15 protein-coding genes are annotated in these 19,673 nt (G+C 59.1%); 5 read left to right on the forward strand and 10 right to left on the reverse strand.

From position 1 onward, the window contains the following. Positions 1 to 2: 2 nt before the first annotated feature. Together AC2FJE_RS19575 and AC2FJE_RS19580 are read right to left on the reverse strand one after the other, a co-directional pair. Positions 3 to 1,079, reverse strand: a complete 1,077-nt coding sequence (locus AC2FJE_RS19575) for a T6SS phospholipase effector Tle1-like catalytic domain-containing protein (protein ID WP_496757825.1) — start codon at positions 1,077 to 1,079, stop codon at positions 3 to 5. After that, complete coding sequence (locus tag AC2FJE_RS19580) at positions 1,057 to 3,348, reverse strand: xanthine dehydrogenase family protein molybdopterin-binding subunit (protein WP_496757822.1); 2,292 nt, start codon at positions 3,346 to 3,348, stop codon at positions 1,057 to 1,059. The genes AC2FJE_RS19575 and AC2FJE_RS19580 overlap by 23 nt, the downstream gene beginning before the upstream one ends. 108 nt (positions 3,349 to 3,456) lie before the next feature. Between AC2FJE_RS19580 and AC2FJE_RS19585 the strand changes: the two genes are divergently transcribed. The 4 genes from AC2FJE_RS19585 to AC2FJE_RS19600 all read left to right on the forward strand — a co-directional run bounded on the left by AC2FJE_RS19585 (position 3,457) and on the right by AC2FJE_RS19600 (position 8,678). Further along, the gene (locus tag AC2FJE_RS19585; RefSeq protein ID WP_496757819.1) at positions 3,457 to 3,834 is read left to right on the forward strand and encodes a hypothetical protein; all 378 of its coding nucleotides are present in this window, start codon (positions 3,457 to 3,459) and stop codon (positions 3,832 to 3,834) included. A 15-nt stretch (positions 3,835 to 3,849) separates the two neighbouring features. Further along, positions 3,850 to 7,005 (forward strand): valine--tRNA ligase, encoded by a 3,156-nt coding sequence (locus tag AC2FJE_RS19590; protein WP_496761360.1) that lies wholly within the window; start codon positions 3,850 to 3,852, stop codon positions 7,003 to 7,005. Between the two features lie 137 nt (positions 7,006 to 7,142). Beyond that, positions 7,143 to 8,306 (forward strand): benzoate/H(+) symporter BenE family transporter, encoded by a 1,164-nt coding sequence (locus AC2FJE_RS19595; protein ID WP_282169136.1) that lies wholly within the window; start codon positions 7,143 to 7,145, stop codon positions 8,304 to 8,306. Between the two features lie 39 nt (positions 8,307 to 8,345). Further along, complete coding sequence (locus AC2FJE_RS19600; RefSeq protein WP_496761361.1) at positions 8,346 to 8,678, forward strand: DnaJ family domain-containing protein; 333 nt, start codon at positions 8,346 to 8,348, stop codon at positions 8,676 to 8,678. On the opposite strand, the gene AC2FJE_RS19605 is transcribed toward AC2FJE_RS19600, so the two are convergent. From AC2FJE_RS19605 to AC2FJE_RS19615, 3 genes are all read right to left on the reverse strand, one after another. After that, positions 8,675 to 9,046, reverse strand: a complete 372-nt coding sequence (locus AC2FJE_RS19605) for a VOC family protein (protein WP_496761363.1) — start codon at positions 9,044 to 9,046, stop codon at positions 8,675 to 8,677. The genes AC2FJE_RS19600 and AC2FJE_RS19605 overlap by 4 nt on opposite strands. After that, the gene (locus tag AC2FJE_RS19610) at positions 9,043 to 9,825 is read right to left on the reverse strand and encodes a crotonase/enoyl-CoA hydratase family protein (protein WP_109313418.1); all 783 of its coding nucleotides are present in this window, start codon (positions 9,823 to 9,825) and stop codon (positions 9,043 to 9,045) included. Before AC2FJE_RS19610 ends, AC2FJE_RS19605 begins: the two co-directional genes overlap by 4 nt. Before the next feature lie 65 nt (positions 9,826 to 9,890). Next, entirely contained in the window at positions 9,891 to 10,961 is a 1,071-nt protein-coding gene (locus tag AC2FJE_RS19615) for an SMP-30/gluconolactonase/LRE family protein (RefSeq protein ID WP_496757806.1), read from the reverse strand. A 95-nt stretch (positions 10,962 to 11,056) separates the two neighbouring features. Here AC2FJE_RS19615 and AC2FJE_RS19620 point away from each other — a divergent pair, with 95 nt between their 5' ends. After that, positions 11,057 to 12,157 (forward strand): pyridoxal phosphate-dependent aminotransferase, encoded by a 1,101-nt coding sequence (locus tag AC2FJE_RS19620; protein WP_496757804.1) that lies wholly within the window; start codon positions 11,057 to 11,059, stop codon positions 12,155 to 12,157. Here AC2FJE_RS19620 and AC2FJE_RS19625 read toward each other — a convergent pair. The 5 genes from AC2FJE_RS19625 to ptsP all read right to left on the reverse strand — a co-directional run bounded on the left by AC2FJE_RS19625 (position 12,154) and on the right by ptsP (position 19,652). Beyond that, positions 12,154 to 13,350: a pyridoxal-phosphate-dependent aminotransferase family protein gene (locus tag AC2FJE_RS19625; protein WP_496707162.1), complete on the reverse strand. Its 1,197-nt coding sequence runs from the start codon at positions 13,348 to 13,350 to the stop codon at positions 12,154 to 12,156. The genes AC2FJE_RS19620 and AC2FJE_RS19625 overlap by 4 nt on opposite strands. A 51-nt stretch (positions 13,351 to 13,401) precedes the next feature. Further along, positions 13,402 to 14,034: a bifunctional 4-hydroxy-2-oxoglutarate aldolase/2-dehydro-3-deoxy-phosphogluconate aldolase gene (gene eda, locus AC2FJE_RS19630; RefSeq protein WP_496757801.1), complete on the reverse strand. Its 633-nt coding sequence runs from the start codon at positions 14,032 to 14,034 to the stop codon at positions 13,402 to 13,404. Between the two features lie 3 nt (positions 14,035 to 14,037). After that, positions 14,038 to 15,843: a phosphogluconate dehydratase gene (gene edd, locus AC2FJE_RS19635; protein WP_496757796.1), complete on the reverse strand. Its 1,806-nt coding sequence runs from the start codon at positions 15,841 to 15,843 to the stop codon at positions 14,038 to 14,040. Positions 15,844 to 15,845: 2 nt separating this feature from the next. Continuing rightward, entirely contained in the window at positions 15,846 to 17,291 is a 1,446-nt protein-coding gene (gene zwf, locus AC2FJE_RS19640) for a glucose-6-phosphate dehydrogenase (RefSeq protein ID WP_496757792.1), read from the reverse strand. Positions 17,292 to 17,408: 117 nt separating this feature from the next. After that, a complete protein-coding gene (gene ptsP, locus AC2FJE_RS19645) occupies positions 17,409 to 19,652 on the reverse strand; it encodes a phosphoenolpyruvate--protein phosphotransferase (RefSeq protein ID WP_113790526.1) in 2,244 nt (747 codons plus the stop codon). Positions 19,653 to 19,673: the final 21 nt, after the last annotated feature.

The raw sequence follows: 19,673 nt of genomic DNA on the forward strand, positions 1-19,673 counted from the left end.
TTCTACTGCGCCGGATGCGATGGCAAATCCGGCATCGGCACCCAGCGTGGCAATTCATCCGGGGAGACCGAGACATGGAGCTTCTCTGACCGGTCGCGGCCCACCCTGCGATGCTTCCGCAGCAGAAAAATTTTACCCCAGCCACGCCAGGTTCCGACAGAACGGGCGGAGGTATCCGTCGGGAACCGATCACGCCAACCCTCAGGTAGCGGCAGACCATGCAGTTCTGCCTTATCCAGCATCCAGACCAAAGAGATGTTACTCAGCGGACGCGCCTCTTCGAACCCGTTCAATTGGCCACCGACATCGCCATGTGTGCCGCGGAACCAAACTTGTTCGACATGGCCTTTGAATTCGGGGGTACATTTCCACAAGACCGGCTCAAACACTTCGCGAGTCTCGTCCAGTGCCATTGCATGGTACCCGTGGCGCGTCGCCGGTCCAAGCTGGTGGGAGTGAAAGGCGTGACGCTCTTCGGCCCAGCGCCACAGCAGCGGCAGACGCATGCCCAGCGCTTTGACCGTATCCCAGACGCCAACCATCTCAATCGCCACATCTTCGTGACAGAATTGCCTCCGGAACTCGGCCGCAGCCGACCCGCTGCCATTGCATTCATAGTGCCGATAGGCCTGTTTGATGTTGCGCACAGTGGCATGTTCGGCCTTGAGCAGACCGATCATGTCAATCACACCAGCCAAGCTGCGCACACCGTAAGCGCCGCGTGAATAGCCGATGAAATAGATACGGTCGCCGGGTTTGTAGCGTGAAGCGAGATAGCCATATGCGCGGCGGATCTGGCGGTTGATGCCCCGCCCCATCATCACGTCCAGCGAGGACTTCCAGTTTTCCCATTGCACACCAGATTCGTAAAAGACGGACACTTTGCTACCCATTTCGCGGCACAGTCGCAGGGTCTGGCCCGCATGGGTTTCGTAGCCCGGCTCCAACGTCGACATGGTGCCGTCTAGGATAATCACATGGCTGACGGGCTCGCGGTGAAGCGCCTCGGCGGAATGCTCGGACCGTAAGGGCCGTCCGAGCCATCCCAGTACCTTTCTACTCAGCCGCGACAGAACCATGCTTCAACAATTCCCATACTTTGTAAGGTGTGAAAGGCATATCCGCCTGCCGCACCCCGTAATCCCAGAGCGCATCCTGAACCGCGTTTGCCACCGCGGCCAGCGCGCCCACGGTGCCGGCCTCTCCGCATCCTTTCATCCCCATCGGGTTGGAAGTTGACGGAACCGGCGCCGAGGTAAACTTAATCATGGGTATCTCGGCCGCGCGGGGCAAGGCGTAATCCATCAACGAAGCCGTGAGCAGTTGCCCCTGCGCATCATGCACAACGTGTTCCGTCAGCGCCTGACCAATGCCCTGCACCACCCCGCCATGCACCTGCCCTTCGGCCAGCATCGGGTTGATAAGATTACCGAAGTCGTCGACGACAGTATAGCGATCCACCCAGGTTTCACCGGTGTAAGAATCAATCACGATTTCGGCAACATGTGCGCCATTGGGATAACTCCGCGCATCCAGATTGGCGCTGGCCTCGTGACTCAGCAGGTCGGCGCGCCCATCGGCGCGGGCCATCTCCGCAGCCTCGGTGAGCGTAGGTGTCAGGTTTGATCCCGGCGCGCGGAAGGTTTCATGGTCGAAACGCACATCACTTTCCTCCACCCCCATCTTATCCGCCAGATACGGCGTGAATGCGGCGATCATGACGTCAATTGTCGCCAGCGTGGCCGTACTTTGCACCGTGACTGAACGTGACCCGCCAGTCCCGCCACCATGTGGCAACTGATCGCTGTCACCCTGGACCACTTTGATCTGGTCCATCGGAACTCCGGTTTGGTCTGACAGGAATTGCGCATAGACCGTCTCATGCCCCTGCCCGTTCGATTGGGTACCGACATAAAGGTTCACCGTGCCATCCTCGCAGAACTCGACTTTCGCGTTTTCCGAAGGGTCACCCAAAATGCTTTCGATATAGTAACACAAGCCCCGCCCCCGGATCAGGCCACGTTCCGCATCTGCAGTTTTTCGCGTCGTGAATCCATGGGTCTGGGCACCTGCACGGGACAGGACCATATCGAAATCACCAACGTCATAGATTTCGCCAGTCGCGGTCTTGTAGGGGAAGTTTTCCGGCTGGATGAAATTCCTGCGGCGCAACTCCCAAGGATCGACGCCCAGTTGGCGCGCGGCGCGATCCATTACACGTTCCAGAACATAGATCGCCTCGGGCCGCCCTGCCCCCCGATAGGCATCGACTTGCGTGGTGTTGGTATAGAACCCCTCAACCCGCAGATACGTCGTTTGAACGTCGTAAACCCCCATCAACACCTTGCTAAAAAGACTGGTCTGGATCGCTTGCCCGAAATGACTGCTATAGGCACCTAGATTTACCTTGCTGTGCACACGGTAGGCCGTGATTTTCAGGTCCTCGTCAAAGGCGAGCTCAGCCAATGAGGTCAGGTCGCGACCGTGATGATCCGACAGCATCGCCTCGGATCGGTCAGACATCCAATGAACCGGCTGCCCGAGTTTCATCGCCGCAACTGAGACGCAAAAATACTCAGGGTACGGCATGACCTTCATGCCGAATCCGCCACCCACATCCGGAGTAGTGACACGGATCGCCTCGGGTTCCAGCTTCAGCTTTTGCGCCAACTGCCCCCGCATCGCCCAGACGCCTTGCCCACCATAGGCAAAGTGCAAACGTCCATCGACCCAATTGGCCTGACATCCCCGTGGCTCGATTGAGGTGATGATCACGCGGTTGTCGGCCACATCCAGCGAAACGGTATGCGCGGCGGCCTGAAAGGCGGCATCGGTTGCTGCTTCATCCCCCAACCCCCAATCAAAAGCACGATTGTCGGCGACCTGATCATGCAGTGGTTCGCCACCGGCTTCGACATCCAGTTTTGCGGGCAGATCATCCGTGTCCATCCAGATCATCTCAACCGCATCTCGCGCCTGCAATAGCGTGTCAGCGATCACGACAGCCACGGGTTCGCCGACAAATCGGACACGGTCTTGGGCCAGCATATGCCTGTCGGGCGCAAGAGCCTGAGAGCCATCGCGGTTCTGCACAGTTGCTGCGTTCATCACAGTGTCGATCCCCGCCGTCGAGAGATCATCCAGCGTCATGACAAGGCGTACCCCTTCCGCCTCACGCGCGGCATCCAGATCCAGCGCCGTGATCCGACCATGGGCAACCGGGCTGCGGAAAAAGGCCGCAAACAGAGCCCCTTCGGGCACATCATCATCCATGTATCGTCCATGCCCGGTCAGAAACCGCTGATCTTCTGTCCGTTTGGCGGGCTGGCTATTGCCGAACTTTTCCATGCGATGATCCTCCTGCGATGGCGACCGTAGCCCAGCCCAAGACGATGTCCAGTCGAACGGACAGCTTCCCCGTGTCTTGCCAGTCATTTTTTGGTTAACCTACAGGTCATGACATGGGCACATGACAGCATGTTTCCGTTCACCGCCCTGCCGACCAGCGGCGGCGAAGCCACCCACGACGTTTATGTCTGTGCCGACGCCCGCGCGGGCATGGTACGGAACGGCCCCGGCCTCGTCATGCGCTACGCCGATGACAAACTTGCCTCAGAAAGGCATATGGGCGTCCTGAAGGATGCTTTCGGTGATCATCTTGAGACGGTGGAATTTGACGGTAACGACCACTCATTGCTGACTCTGGATTTTCATCAACCGGCCTACCAGCGTGTTCAGGACTATTTTCGCGCGCTTTGCCCAGGCCGAATAGCATACAACCCTTCCCCTTCCCTTACGCATTCGCTATTGCAGGCGCTGACCCGAATTTGTTGACGCAGGACGCATCCTATGGCGATGGAAAAGACATTCAACGCGGCCGAGGCTGAGGCCCGCATTTATGAGGCCTGGGAACAGGCCGGGGCCTTCAAGGCAGGCGCGAACAGATCGCGCGACGAAAGCTTTACCATCATGATCCCGCCTCCCAACGTGACGGGCGCATTGCATGTGGGCCACGCGTTCAACAACACCTTGCAGGATATCCTGACCCGCTGGCACCGGATGCGCGGCTTCGACACGCTTTGGCAGCCCGGTCAGGACCATGCCGGTATCGCCACCCAGATGCAGGTCGAAAAGATGCTGGCCGCCACCCAACAGCCCAGCCGAAACGAGCTGGGACGCGAGGCTTTTCTGGACAAGGTCTGGGAATGGAAGGGCGAATACGGCGGCACGATCATCGAGCAGCTGAAACGTCTCGGCTCCTCCTGTGACTGGTCGCGCAACGCCTTCACCATGGCGGGCGCACCACGCGATCCGCGCACCGGGCATGAAAACTCGGCCAACTTCCACGACGCGGTCATCAAGGTCTTCGTCGACATGTATGAAAAGGGCCTGATCTATCGCGGCAAGCGGTTGGTCAACTGGGACCCGCATTTCGAGACCGCGATCTCGGATCTGGAAGTCGAGAACATCGAAGTCGCCGGCCACATGTGGAACTTCAAGTATCCGCTGGCCGGTGGTGAAACCTACACCTATATCGAGAAGGATGAGGACGGGAACGTCGTTTTCGAAGAAGAACGCGATTACATTTCGATTGCCACGACCCGCCCCGAAACCATGCTGGGTGACGGCGCGGTTGCGGTTCATCCGTCGGATGAACGGTATGCGCCAATCGTTGGGAAACTCTGCGAAATCCCGGTTGGTCCGAAGGAGCATCGTCGCCAGATCCCGATCATCACCGATGACTACCCCGATCCTGATTTCGGCTCGGGTGCGGTGAAGATCACTGGTGCACATGACTTTAACGACAACATGGTCGCCAAGCGCGGCGGCATTCCGATGTACCGCCTGATGGACACCAAAGGCGCGATGCGGGCAGATGGTGCGCCCTACGCCGAAGAGGCGGACAAGGCGCAGGAATACGCACGTGGTCGCGCGTTCACCGAGAACGAGATCGACGCGATTAACCTCGTTCCCGACCATCTGCGGGGTCTCGACCGGTTCGAGGCGCGCGCGAAAGTGGTCGAAGAGATCAACGCCGACGGTCTGGCTATGATGACCCGTGCAGATGACCCGGTTCTGGGCACCAAGCTGGGCGAGGATGAAGATCCTGCCGCACTGGTGCCGCTGGTCGAGAGCAAATCGATCATGCAGCCCTTCGGCGACCGCTCGAAAGTTGTGATCGAGCCAATGTTCACCGATCAGTGGTTCGTGGATGCCGAAAAGATCGTCGGCCCCGCGCTGGATGCGGTCAAAGACGGCACGGTCAAGATCATTCCCGAGTCGGGTGAGAAGACCTATTACCACTGGCTGGAAAACATCGAGCCCTGGTGCATCTCGCGCCAGTTGTGGTGGGGGCACCAGATACCGGTTTGGTATGGTCTGGATTTGTCTGCAGAGAAATTCATCGATGACGAAAATGATGGTGACCTGGATCTGGTCGAACTGGGCCGGTTGCTCAATGAAGGTGGCATGTTACACCGTGGCAGCATCATGGAATGTGCGCCTACTTTTGAGGCGGTCACCGAAAAATTCCTCAATGACAATGCCGACATTCCCAGCCCGCTGAGCCACGCAACTGTTGTTGAAGTTTCAGACAAACACGAGGCGATCCATCGGTTTGCTGAAAGTCTCGCTCAGTATGCCGTCGAACAAGACCCAACCAAACTGATCTATCCGGTCTGGCGCGACCCCGACGTCCTCGACACATGGTTCTCCTCCGGCCTCTGGCCAATCGGCACGCTGGGCTGGCCCGAAAAGACCGATGAACTGGAACGCTACTTCCCTACGGACGTTCTGATCACCGGCGCGGACATCCTGTTTTTCTGGGTCGCTCGGATGATGATGATGCAACTGGCCGTGGTGAACGAAATCCCGTTCCACACCGTCTACCTGCACCAGCTCGTCCGCGACGAGAAGGGCAAGAAGATGTCCAAGACCACCGGCAACGTCATCGACCCGCTGGAGATCGTGGACGAATTCGGCGCCGACGCGCTGCGCTTTACCAACGCCTCGATGGCGGCGATCGGCGGCGTGCTGAAGCTGTCCCGTGAACGCATCACCGGCTATCGCAACTTCGGCACCAAACTGTGGAACGCCGTCCGCTTTGCCGAGATGAACGAGGTCTTCACCGACGCCGTTCCTCAACTGGACGTGGCTGACCTGAAGCCCAAAGCTGCGGTGAACCGCTGGATCATCGGCGAAACCGCCCGCGTGCGCGAAGAAGTCGACGCAGCGCTGGAAAGCTATCGCTTCAATGATGCCGCCAACGGGCTGTACGCCTTTGTCTGGGGCAAGGTGTGCGACTGGTATGTGGAGCTGTCCAAGCCCTTGCTGCAAGGCGATGATGCCGAGGCCCAAGCCGAGACCCACGCGACCATGCGTTGGGTTCTGGATCAGTGCATGGTCCTGCTGCACCCGATCATGCCGTTCATCACCGAAGAGCTGTGGGGCTTGACCGGCGACCGCGCCAAAATGGCCGTCCACGCCGATTGGCCGACCTATGCCGCCGCCGACCTGATTGACGCGGATGCGGATCGTGAGATGAACTGGGTGATCTCGGTGATCGAAAACACCCGCTCGGCCCGTGCGCAGATGCGGGTTCCAGCCGGCCTCTATGTGCCGATGCTGGTGACCGAGATCGACGCCAATGGCCAAGCCGCGTGGGACCGCAACGAGGCGCTGATCAAACGTCTGGCGCGGATCGACAGCCTGACCAAAGCGGATGAGTTGCCCAAAGGTACGATCTCGATTGCCGCCCCCGGCGCCTCTTTCGGCCTGCCGCTGGCGGATATCATCGATATCGGAGCGGAAAAGGAACGGCTGGAGAAAGCCAAGGGCAAACTGGCCAAGGAATTGGGCGGTCTGCGCGGACGTCTGAATAACCCCAAATTCGTGGCTTCGGCCCCGGAAGAGGTTGTCGCGGAAGCCAAAGCCAACCTTGCCGCCCGCGAAGAAGAAGAGGCGAAACTGAATGAGGCCCTCGCCCGTTTGGCCGAAATCGCCTGATCTTCAGAATTTCGCAAATACTCAAAATCTAACACCCGCCGCTCACCCGGCGGGTTTTTTTGTTCGGTGACGTATTTCACCTTGTTTCTATCCGCTTGCGATTGTTAGCAATCTCTGCAGACAACTCCGAGGAAGTCATGGTGCGCCCTTTCCCTCCTGTGCAAACAATTTCGACTGGCCTTGTGGTGGCCGTTGTCGGCTTTTTCAGCTCTTTCCCGATCGTGCTGCAGGGCCTTATTGCAATGGGCGCCTCGGAGGCTGAGGCGGCCTCGGGTTTGATGATGGCCGCGGTTGCAATGGGGGTGACGGCGATTGTGGTCAGCCTTTGGTACCGGCAGCCGATCAGCGTGGCATGGTCAACACCCGGTGCCGCTCTGCTGGCGGTCTCGGCGACCCCATTGGTCGGATTTTCTGATGCAGTTGGGGCCTTTCTTTGCGCCGGAGCCCTGACTGTTGTTGCCGGAATGTGGCGTCCGCTTGGACGGCTTGCGGCCGCTATCCCGACAACACTTGCACAGGCCATGCTGGGCGGGGTTTTGCTGCCCTTATGCATCATTCCGTTCAAGGCGGCAGTTGAGCTGCCCTGGCAAGCGCTGCCGGTCATTCTGACGTGGTTTATCGCTGGGCGGATCAATCGGTTGATCGCAGTTCCTGCCGCAGTGGTTGCCGCGGCAATCGTCGTTGTATTGAACGCCGGTGACGGTTCGGTCCGACCCGAGCATCTGGTCGCCGCCCCTGTCTGGACCATTCCGACATTCTCGATCGCATCGGCGATCGGGATTGGCATCCCCCTGTTCATCGTCACCATGGCTACGCAAAACATACCCGGCATCGCCGTCATGCGCAGCTTTGGGTATGCGCCAATTGCTGGCAAGTTGTTCTCAGCCGTCGGAGGAGCCAGTATTCTGTCTGCCCCCTTTGGCGCTCCGGCCACGTGCCTTGCCGCGATTACCGCTGCGATGTGTTCAAACGAAGACAGCTACCCGGACCCGAACCAGCGTTACTGGTCAGCGGTTATGGCAGGCCTATTTTACTGCGTCTTTGGCGTCTTTGCCGTGGCGATCACCGGGTTCGCGGCCCACGCGGACCCATTGCTCATGGGTACACTGACCGGCATTGCCCTGATTGGTGTGATGGCAAATGCGACCTTTGCTGCATTAGAGGTTCCCGCCGAACGCGAAGCGGCGATTCTGACATTCGCCATAACCGCATCAGGAATCACCGTCTTCGGCCTGGGCGCTGCAGTCTGGGGTTTGGCCGCAGGTGGTATCGCCTATCTGGTTACCAACCGATCCAGATGACAGCAATCCCCCGCTGTGCTGGTCGGGTACTATGAACCTATGTTTGGATCGCTCGGAAAACTGGTCGAACGCCAGATCAAAAAGGCGCAAGCCGAAGGTCAGCTAGAGGGGCTGGAGGGTGAAGGCCAGCCGCTGCCTGACCGTTCGTCCGAGGCTCAGACCGATCCGGCCGTCGCCGCCGGTCATCGGATCATGGCGCAAGCAGGCGTTCTGCCCGAAGAGTTCAGCATCAAGAAAGAATTAGATACCGCGCGCAAAACCTATGCGTCGCTGTCCGACGCTGACGAGCGTAAGGTGACTATGGCTAAGATCGCCGAGCTTGAGATGCGATACAATATGGCCCGTGATGCACGACGGGCTTTTATGCGTTAATTACCGGGCGCAAATGCCCTGCTTGACACGGAAATCGAGTTTCCCGACGGATCCTTGGCATTCGCGAAACTGTAGCCGCCCGCTCTGTGGATCGAACCAAATTTCAGCCCGTGCTGCGCGGCTTGTCTGCAAAACCCGGCAACGTCCACGACATCAAAAACAATTTTGACCGCTGCTTGCCCCTGCCGGGCGGCCTTGCTGGCCGGATGCAACAACAAGCGCAAGCCGTTTTCGTCCGGCACAAGCTCTACAATCCGGTCCCCTTCGAGTTGGCGGGCAGCATAACCAAAATGCGTCTCATAGAAATGCACCATCTTGTCGATATCCTTGGTGTACAGGATCAATCGTGTGGCAGGCGCCGAGATCATTTGAACTCTGGCTTGCGACCTTGCAAATTCGCCGCAATGACCTCCATCTGATCCGGTTTGCCGATCAGCTCCGCCTGCTCTGATGACTCCTCCAGCAGCACCTCTGTGCGAGGCTTGGCTTCCGCAACCTCTATCAGGCGCTTGGCCGCGCGGATGGCCGAAGGGCTTTGACCAGCGATGTCTTCGGCCAAGGCCAATGCCTCGGTCAGTGGGTCATCCGACAGTTTGGTAACCAGCCCCCAGTCCGCCGCCTGCGCGGCACCGATGGGGCGGGCCGAATAGGTCAACAGGCGTAAAACGTCCGACCGGACCAGCTTGGGCAGCAGAACCATCCCGCCCATGTCGGGGATCAGACCCCACTTCATCTCCATCACGGCGAGTTTAGCCTCGGGATGTGCTATCCGGATGTCAGCGCCCAGCGCAAGTTGCAAACCGCCGCCATAAGCAACACCCTGAATGGCACAAATGACGGGAACGGGCACGCGTTGCCAAACCAAGGCAACTTCCTGCACTTCATTGGCGTCCTTGTGGCTGCGGGTCATCAACCATTCGGTCGGGTCCGTTTGCGCCATGCTCGCAAAGCTGGCCATGTCCAGACCCGCGCAAAAGCTTTTGCCTTCACCCGATAGCACCACCGCACGGGCATCCGAGGCAGCGACCTCCTGCCCCGCAGAAATGATGGCCTTTATCATCGCATCATCCAGCGCATTCATCTTGTCGCCGCGCGTCAGAGTTACGTGCGCGATGTGATTTTTGTATTCGACGGATACTCGTGACATCTCAGGCCTCTCAATTCCGGTTAGGGGTACAATGCCCCGATGGATCAGGCAGTTCCACCTCAACGTTAGGGCAGATTTGACGCAGGCATGCGCCCGAACCAGGGCGAATCCAATGTCATGACGTAGAAATGTCCCCCGGCCAACTTGCCACCCGTGGTGATGCCCAGCCGACCCCCGGGGTCTTGCAAGGTCTGCAGGATGTTCCCGTCGCCGTCAAACTGCACCATCATCCCGCGATGGATCGGCGCAGGCCGCACCGTCGGCCCCAGTCGCCAGATCACCTTGCGCAAGAACGGGTATGGCATCAGTGCCTCGCTTGGCACGCGCGGGCTGGCAAAAGCCATCCAATACGTACCATCACCCTGTGCCTCGATGTTGTCGGGATAGCCTGGGAGATTGTCCATCAGGACCTCTTGCTGCCCGTCCTTCGGGCCGGTCAACCAAAGCTTGTGCACCCGGGCGCGCCCGGTTTCGGCGATCAGCAGAAAATCCTCACCTGGCGACAACGCGACGCCGTTTGTGTAGACAAAGCCTTCGGCCAGTTTCTCGGTCGTGCCATCGGGCGCGTGGCGGGCAACGTAACCTGTGTCCGATTGCTCCCAGATGGTCAGTACCGAAGTCGGTTTGGTCCCGCCCATCGTTTCGGGATCGAACCGATCGGACGAGTTTGAGAAATAGATCGTCCCGTCCTTCGCCACGTCCAATTGATTTGCATAGATCACCGGCCCGCCGTTTATCTCAGACACGACTGGCTGCAGCGTACCGGGGCCGGTCCAGCGCATGATGCCTCGGAAGCTGTCGGCGATGTAAAGCACCCCATCCGGACCGACCGTCAGGCCCAAGGGCCGACCGCCGAGGTCGTCAACTTTCACCGGGGACTCGTCGTCTATTCGGTACAGAGCCCCGGACAAGCTGGTCGTGTACACGGACCCGTCGGGCATGATGGCAATGTCTTCGGGGCCTTTCTCATCGTCAGGCAACGAGATCAGCTCCAGTTGGTCCAACGCATTGTTCTCCGCGAAGTCACCAGTGAAACCCGGTGCTTCGGGTGGGGTCCATGCCACCGGTTGAACCGGGACCGGCCAGAAAACCAGATAGGCGAGGCCGACAATCAACAAGCCCAAAACAATGCGCATGCGCGCTCCTCCCTTTAATCGTTACGCGAACAATGCGGAGCAGCATCCTGCAACGCAAGCTTGCCTGTCGTATGACCTTACGTTTATCTGCCCCCATGACAGAGCCACGCTATACCCCGCTTGCCCAATCCCTGCCTGCAACCGTGCCGTTTGTTGGCCCCGAAACGCAGGAACGCCAGCGTGGCGCGCCATTTGTGGCGCGGCTGGGCGCAAATGAAAGCGTGTTTGGACCCTCTCCGCACGCCATAGCGGCAATGGCAGAAACGGGGATCTGGATGTATGGCGATCCGGAAAACCACGATCTGCGCGCTGCATTGGCGGATCACCATGGAGTCGGGTCGGAAAACATCGTGGTTGGCGAAGGCATCGACGGGCTGTTGGGTTACCTGGTGCGGCTACTGGTCGGATCCGGAGACGCGGTTGTCACCTCAGATGGGGCATATCCGACCTTCAACTACCATGTGGCTGGGTTCGGCGGAACGCTCCACAAAGTGCCGTATCGCGACGACCACGAGGATCCGGCGGCGCTGTTTGCCAAGGCGGGTGAAGTGGATGCCAAGCTGGTGTATCTGGCCAATCCTGACAACCCGATGGGTAGCTGGCATTCCGGAGCGGATATCGTGGCGGCGCTGGACGATCTGCCTGACGGGTGTTTGCTTGTATTGGACGAGGCCTATGTGGAATGTGCGCCTGAAGGCACCGCCGCCCCTGTGGCAGCAGACGATCCGCGGGTGATCCGGATGCGAACTTTTTCCAAGGTGTACGGCATGGCGGGCGCGCGGGTTGGCTATGCCATCGGCGCACCCGGCCTGATTTCAGCCTTCAATAAGGTGCGCAACCATTTCGGAATGAACCGAGCCGCGCAGGCCGGTGCGCTGGCCGCACTGAATGATGCCGAGTGGCTAAATCATGTTCAGACCAAGATTACCGAAGCGCGTGATCGGATCAGCCAGATTGCCCGCAAGAACGGGTTGGAGCCCCTTCCTTCGGCAACCAATTTCGTCGCCATTAATTGCGGGAAGGATGGGGCCTTTGCCAAGGCAGTTCTGGACTCGCTGGTTGCGCAGGGCATTTTCGTGCGTATGCCCTTTGCCGCCCCGCAAAATCGCTGCATCCGCGTCAGCTGTGGCGAGGCAGCCGATCTGGATGCCTTTGCCACAGCATTGCCAAAAGCGCTTGCCGAGGCGCGGCGTTAGGTCTTCGACGCAAGCACCGCAGCTGCAGCTTCTAACGCGCCGTTGCCGCGAGGGATATCCAGCGCGGCCAAGGCTGTTTCCAGACCGCCCAAAGTAGCCATAACCATCTGGCCGTTGACGTGACCCATATGGCCAAGACGGAAGCATCCTTCCCAGTCGTCCATCCCCAGACCAATACCAAGGGTCAACCCCATTTGGTTTTCAGTGAACTCGCGCAATGGCGTGCCGCGTCCCTCGGTTAGTCGCAAGGCGGTGACAGCATGGCTGCGATGTTGACGCTCCGCAACATTCAGATGCAGCGCGTCACCTTGCGCCCAGGTTTCACATGCTTCCCAGATGGCCGTGGCTAGCCTCTCGTGCCGCGCCCAAACCTGTTCCATCCCCTCGGCATGGATCATGTCTAAGGCTGCGCGCAAACCGTAGAGGTGATGGGTCGGTGCGGTGCCGTTGAAATACTGATAGAACAGGTCGGGGTTGGATCGTGGCTGCCAGTCCCAATACTGCGAAACTCGTGGCATAGCGGCCCGTTTGGCCTGTGCCTTGTCATTGAAGAAGACAAAGCCGGTGCCAGCGGGTGTCATCAGCCCCTTCTGACAGGCCGTAACCGTGACGTCGACGCCCCAGGCATCCATTTCGAACCGGTCACACCCCAGCGAGGCAATGCAATCCGCCATCAAAAGCGCCGGGTGGTCCAGATCGTCCAACAAGGCGCGTAGTGCTGGAATGTCGTTCCGGATTGAGCTTGACGTGTCCACATGAACGGCCAGTACCGCCTTGATCATGTGGGCTTTGTCGTCACGCAATGCCTCGGCAATACGGTCAAAATCCCACGCCGAGGACGAGCCGAAGTCGATCAATTGAACCTTGGCGCCGATACCCTCGGCCATCTCGGCCCAGCCATGGGTAAATCGGCCAGATGCGGGGGCTAGAACCGTTTCACCAGGTGCGATGACGTTGGACAGCGCGGCTTCCCACGTTCCGTGGCCGTTAGAGATATAGATAGCAACGCTATGCTCGGTCCGCGCCACGCGACACAGATCGCGGGTCAGCGACGGCATCATCTCGATCAGCTCGCCCTCGTAGATATTCGGTGACGGGCGGTGCATGGCTTGCAACACCGCGTCTGGAATGACCGAAGGTCCTGGAATCGCCAGATATTCGCGACCTTGCGCCAGGGAAATGGAGTTTATCATGGGATCAACCTGTATGAATTGACGCCCACCCTAGCGCAGCTTTAAGCGGCGTCAATCCATCAGCTTGGAGGCCGCGCGCGCAAGGTTTTCGATACCGGCCCAATCCCCATCAATGACCATCTTTTTCGGCGCAACCCAGCTTCCGCCCGCGCAAACCACATTGGACAAGGACAGGTAATTCTTTGCATTTTCGGGCGACACACCACCGGTCGGACAAAACTTGATTTGCGGCAACGGTGCGCCGATCGCCTTCAACGCCGGTGCACCACCCGATGCTTCGGCCGGGAAGAACTTGAGCATGTCGTAGCCCTTTTCCAACAGACGCATCGCCTCACTGGCTGTGGCGGCGCCGGGCAACAAGGGCAGACCCTCGGCCTCGCAGGCCGCGATCAACTCGTCGGTGGCACCGGGCGAGACGCCAAATTGCGCGCCTGCTTTTTTCGCGGCGCGCACATCTTCTGGCGTGACCAAAGTTCCTGCACCGACGACGCCGCCCGGCACATCCGCCATCGCGCGGATCGCGTTTAGTGCAGCAGGGGTGCGCAGTGTAACCTCAAGCGCAGGAAGACCACCTGCGACAAGCGCCTCGGCCAATGGGCGCGCCTGAGCCGCGTCATCGACGACAAGAACAGGAACAATGGGCGCAAGTGCGCAGATTTCACGCGTGCGTTGGGTTTTGGACATGGGTCAAACTCCGAAAATACTGGCGCCGGTGTCTGCTGATCCGACATTTTGGCGGAAGGTAGCGAAAAGGTCACGCCCCACGCCGTGTTGGTTGGCCGACAGATCAGCGGTAGCAGGCGTACGGTCCAGAACCCCGGGGGTCAGAATCTCCAACTCACCCCTCACCGCATCGACGCGCAATATGTCGCCATCCTGCAGGTAAGCGATCGGCCCGCCATCCAGCGCCTCGGGGCAGACATGGATCGCCGCAGGGACTTTGCCGGACGCGCCGGACATACGACCATCGGTTACAAGCGCCACCTTTTGCCCACGGCCCTGCAAGATCGACAGGATCGGCGTCAGCGAGTGTAGCTCGGGCATGCCGTTTGCTTTGGGTCCCTGGAACCGGACAACAACGATGACGTCGCCGGTGAACTCTCCAGCCTTGAACGCGGCTTTCGCCTCATCCTGATCATGGAACACGCGTACAGGTGCTTCGACAACCTGATGTTCCGGGGCGACGGCCGAAACCTTCATCACGCCGGTGCCCAAATTGCCAGTCAGGCGCGACAACCCACCAGTGGGTTGGAACGGGTCTTTCGCCGGGCGGACGATTTTTTCGTTCAGGCTGTGGCCAGCCCCGTCTTCCCAAACCAGCTCACCGTTCTTAAGCTTCGGTTCTTTGGTGTAATTCTGCAGACCTTGCCCCGCGACAGTCAGAGTGTCAGGGTGCAACAGCCCGTCTCCCAGTAGCGTTCCAATGCAGTACCCAAGACCACCCGCTGCGTGGAAGTGGTTCACGTCTGCAAGACCGTTTGGATAAACCCGCGCAACCAGAGGCACCACGGCGGAAATGTCAGAAAAATCCTGCCAATCCAAAACGATACCACCTGCGCGCGCCATTGCGATCAGATGGATCAGCAGGTTGGTCGACCCACCCGTGGCCATCAGACCCACGATGCCGTTCACAAACGCCCGCTCATCCAAAACCTGATAGACCGGCGTGTAGTGATTGCCCAGCGCACTCAGCGACAGTGCCCGGCGCGCGCCTTCCTCGGTCAGCGCATCACGCAGAGGCGTGTTGGGATTCACAAAGCTGGAGCCCGGCAGATGCAGGCCCATGAATTCCATCAGCATTTGATTGGTGTTCGCGGTGCCATAAAAAGTACAAGTGCCCGGTCCGTGATACGCGGCCATTTCAGCGGCCATAAGCTCGTCGCGGCCGATCTCTCCTGCGGCAAATTTCTGGCGAATCTTGGCTTTTTCATCGTTGGGCAGACCGCTGGTCATCGGTCCGGCTGGCAGGAACACCGCGGGCAGGTGGCCGAACGCCTGTGCGCCGATAATCAAACCGGGTACGATCTTGTCACAGACGCCTAAGAAAACGGCCGCATCATAGGTGTTGTGGCTCAGCGCCACTCCGGTCGCCAGGGCAATCACGTCGCGGGAAAACAGAGACAACTCCATCCCTGCCTCGCCTTGGGTGACCCCGTCACACATGGCTGGCACGCCACCCGCAACTTGTGCAGTGCCACCTGCGGCTCGGATCGCATCGCGGATCAGGCCGGGATAACGCTCGAACGGCTGGTGGGCGGAAAGCATGTCGTTATAGGCGGTGACGATGCCCAGATTACCGGCCGTATCAGTGGCCATCGCTTGCTGATCCTCGCCCGCACCGGCATAGGCATGGGCTTGACCGCTGCAAGACAAATGCGCGCGCGCCGGTCCCTTGGATCGGGCATGTTCCATACGCTCAATATGCGGGCCGCGCAGTTCGGCGCTGCGGTCGATGATGCGTTGAGTGACGTCGGTGATGACTGAATGTACCATGATTACCCTCCGATCTGACGCCAGCGGCGCCCATCGCGATGCATCAGCATCAGCGCTTCTTCTGGGCCGGAACTGCCCTGATCATATTTCGCGGGGCGATCTCCACGCTCTTCCCAACTGTGAATAATGGGGTCAACCCAGGCCCAGGCGGCTTCGGCTTCGTCGCCGCGCATAAACAGGGTTTGGTCGCCACGAATGACATCCATGATCAGTCGTTCATAGGCGTCCGGCGATTGTGCCTCGTCCCCAAGCGCCTCGGCAAAACTCATGTCCAGCGCAACATCTGACAGGCGGAACCCGCCCTGCCCCGGTTCTTTAATCGTTGTTCGCAGGGTAATACCTTCGTCCGGTTGCAGGCGGATCACCAGCACGTTGCCGTGCAGCGGGCCGACATTGGGGAAGATCGTATGCGGCGGATCCCGGAAAAACACCGCGATTTCGGATTCGCGGGCACGCAGGCGTTTTCCAGTTCGCAAATAGAACGGCACACTGGCCCAGCGCCAGTTACCGATATGGGCCTTTAGAGCGATGTAACTTTCGGTGCGGCTCGCGGGGTTGCCAACATGATCCAAGTAACCATCGCCGCCCTTGCTCGAACGATATTGGCCGCGTGCGATGTCAGACGACACAACGGGCTCCAGCGCTTCGATCACCTTGACCTTCTCGTCACGCACGGCGTTGGGCGAAAATTTGGACGGAGGTTCCATCGCAGTCAGGCACAATAGCTGAACCAGATGGTTCTGCACCATGTCCCGCATTGCACCGGACTGATCGTAATAGGCTCCGCGCCCTTCGACGCCAACGGTCTCTGCCACTGTAATCTGAACATGATCGACATGCGTCGCGTTCCAGAGAGGTTCGAACAGGGAATTGGCAAAGCGCAGTGCCATCAGGTTCTGCACCGTTTCCTTTCCCAAATAGTGGTCGATCCGATATATCTGATGCTCTTCAAAGCAGGCTCGCAGCCCGGAGTTCAGCGCCTGGGCCGAGGCGAGGTCGTGGCCAAAGGGTTTTTCGACCACGATACGGCTGTCGGGCGTCGCCATACCATGATCGTTGAGCCTTTTTGCGATGCCGGAGAAAAGGCTGGGGCCAACTGACAGGTAGAACGCGCGCACAACGTCAGGACGCAAGGTTTTGGCAAGGTCTTTCCAGCCGGAGTCCCCCATTGCGTCAACGGGAACATATTCAACATGGCTTAGAAACTGATCCAGAACGTCCTTTTTGAACGCAGGCGCAAATTCTTTCATCGAGGCGCGTATTTGGTCACGGAACCCGTCACTGTTCATGTCGGACCGCGCCGTGCCGATGATCTTTACGTCTTCGGGCATCTGGCCGACTTCGAACCGATGATAGAGCCCGGGCAAGATCTTGCGCTGCGCCAGATCGCCGGTCGCGCCGAATAGCACCAGATCGAACGGGTCTACCGGGATTACGCGTGAAACCATCTATGGGCTCCTTCAAATCTGCTGGCATCACTCAGACGCAGTTATCACTGGTCCTTGTGATGCAAGCATTGTTACCGCTAACATTCAGGCACTGAATAGGGAAGCGCAACTGGAAAATCAACCCTGATTCCGCAACCACTCCATTACCGAGGATCGAACCGATTGGTCTCCACGATGGCGGGCGTCAGCGATGATCTTACGCAGTGACTGCAGATCGGCGCGCAACAGCACGCTTTTGACCGGGCCTATCGACGCAGGGCGCATAGACAGGGTCCGAATACCCATGGCTGCCAGACAAAGCGCCTCAACCGGTCGCCCGGCATCCTCGCCACAGAAAGACAACGGCGTGTTCGAGATATTGCAGCGTTCGACAATCCGTTCGATGAAGGTCAGGAAGCTGACATTCAGCGTGTCATAGCGTCGGCGCACCAGCTCGTTTTCGCGGTCAGCGGCAAAAAAGAACTGTTTCAGGTCGTTGCCCCCGATCGAGACGAAATCGACCTCGTCAAAGAACTTCTGCGGGGCAAAGGCGAGAGACGGCGTTTCCAGCATTGCGCCAACTTCGATCGATTCTGGCAGCACATGACCAAGGCGCTTTTCGCGTTCGATGGTCTTGTTCACTTCCCAACGTGCCTCACGGTATTCTTCGGCCTGCGCCACAAACGGGAACATGATTGTTAAAGGCCGCCCATTGGCTGCACGCATCAATGCCTGCAACTGCATCCGCATAACGCCGCGCTTGTCCAGACCAACGCGAATAGCGCGCCAGCCCAGTGCGGGGTTGGGCTCTTCCACATGTTTCATATAGGGCAAAACTTTATCCGACCCGATATCCAGTGTGCGGAACACCACGCGCATGTCGCCAGCAGCATCCATGACGCGCTGATATTGTGTCACAAGCTCGGACCGCTTGGGCATCTGATTGCGGATCAGGAACTGAAGCTCGGTGCGGAACAGGCCCACACCCTCGGCCCCTGAATTGCCCAGCGACGGCAGGTCGGCCATCAGGCCCGCGTTCATAACCAGATTAATCCGTTCACCATCGCGCGTCACTGTCGGAGTATCGCGGATCGAGGCATAGCGTTCCTGCGCTTTGGCCTGCATTGCGATTTTATCGCGAAACGCGGAGACAACCGTATCTTCCGGACGCAGTTGGACCATGCCCTGATCGCCATCGACCAGAATATGATCTCCGTTCAACGCCTCGGTCGTGATGTGCCCAACGTGAACCACCAGTGGAATTGCCAGGGCGCGAGCCACAATCGTTGCGTGGCTACCGACCGAGCCTTCCTCAAGAACGATCCCTTTCAACGAGCGACCATATTCCAACAGATCCCCAGGCCCGATATTTCGGGCAACCAGAATCGGATCGGGTGGCAGGTCGGCCCCGTTGGTGCCCCCCTGCCCGGTCAGGATACGCAGCAGCCGGTTGCTGAGGTCATCCAGATCTGCCAGCCGTTCCCGCAGATAGGGGTCGGTAACCTGCCCCATGCGCGCCCGCGCCTGCGATTGCTCTTTCTCAACCGCCGCTTCGGCGCTAAGCCCTAGGGCAATGTCCTCTTCCATCCGGCGCATCCAGCCTTTGGAATTGGCGAACATCCGGTACGCTTCCAGAACCTGCAATTGCTCCTTGTCACCGCCCTGCGAAATCTCAAGCATCTTGTCGACGCCCACGCGCAGCTCATCCACGGCCTCGTTCAGACGCTCACGTTCGCGGTGGGGATCGTCAGCAATCGGGTTGGTGACGACAACACGGGGTTCATGCAACCAGACATGCCCTTCGGCAGATCCTTCCTGTGCTGGTCCTCCCTCAAATTGCACCGATTGCTGGTGCCGGGGTGAAAGCGCTGCGCCCTCGCCCACAAAGGCACCAAGCTCGGTCATCTCGGCCAGAACCATGGCGACCACTTCCAACGCATAGACCTCGTCAGCAGAATACACGCGCGCATCACGGGATTGCACGACCAGTACGCCCAGCTTTTCACCCAAACGTTGGATCGGCACCCCGATGAAGGACGAGAACCGCTCTTCGCCGGTTTCCGGCATATACCGAAACCCTTTGGTCGAAGGCGCGTCTGCGGTGTTCACGACCTTGCCTGATTGCGCAACATGACCAACAAGCCCTTCACCCAACCGCATACGTGTCTTGTGAACTGCCTCTGGCGACAACCCTTCAGTCGCGCAAAGCTCAAGAGTATCGGCATCCCGGAACAGATAGATCGAGCACACCTCGGCCCGAATACTGTCGGCAATCAGATGCGTGATCCGGTCAAGACGTTCCTGACCGGCGGCTTCGCTCGCCATCTCTTCGCGCAGCCGCCCCAGCAGCTTGCGGGATTCAGTTTCGGTGCCTTCCGCCATATCCCACCCAAATTACGGAAT

The sequence above is a fragment of the Ruegeria sp. CDSC002 genome (assembly GCF_059610905.1).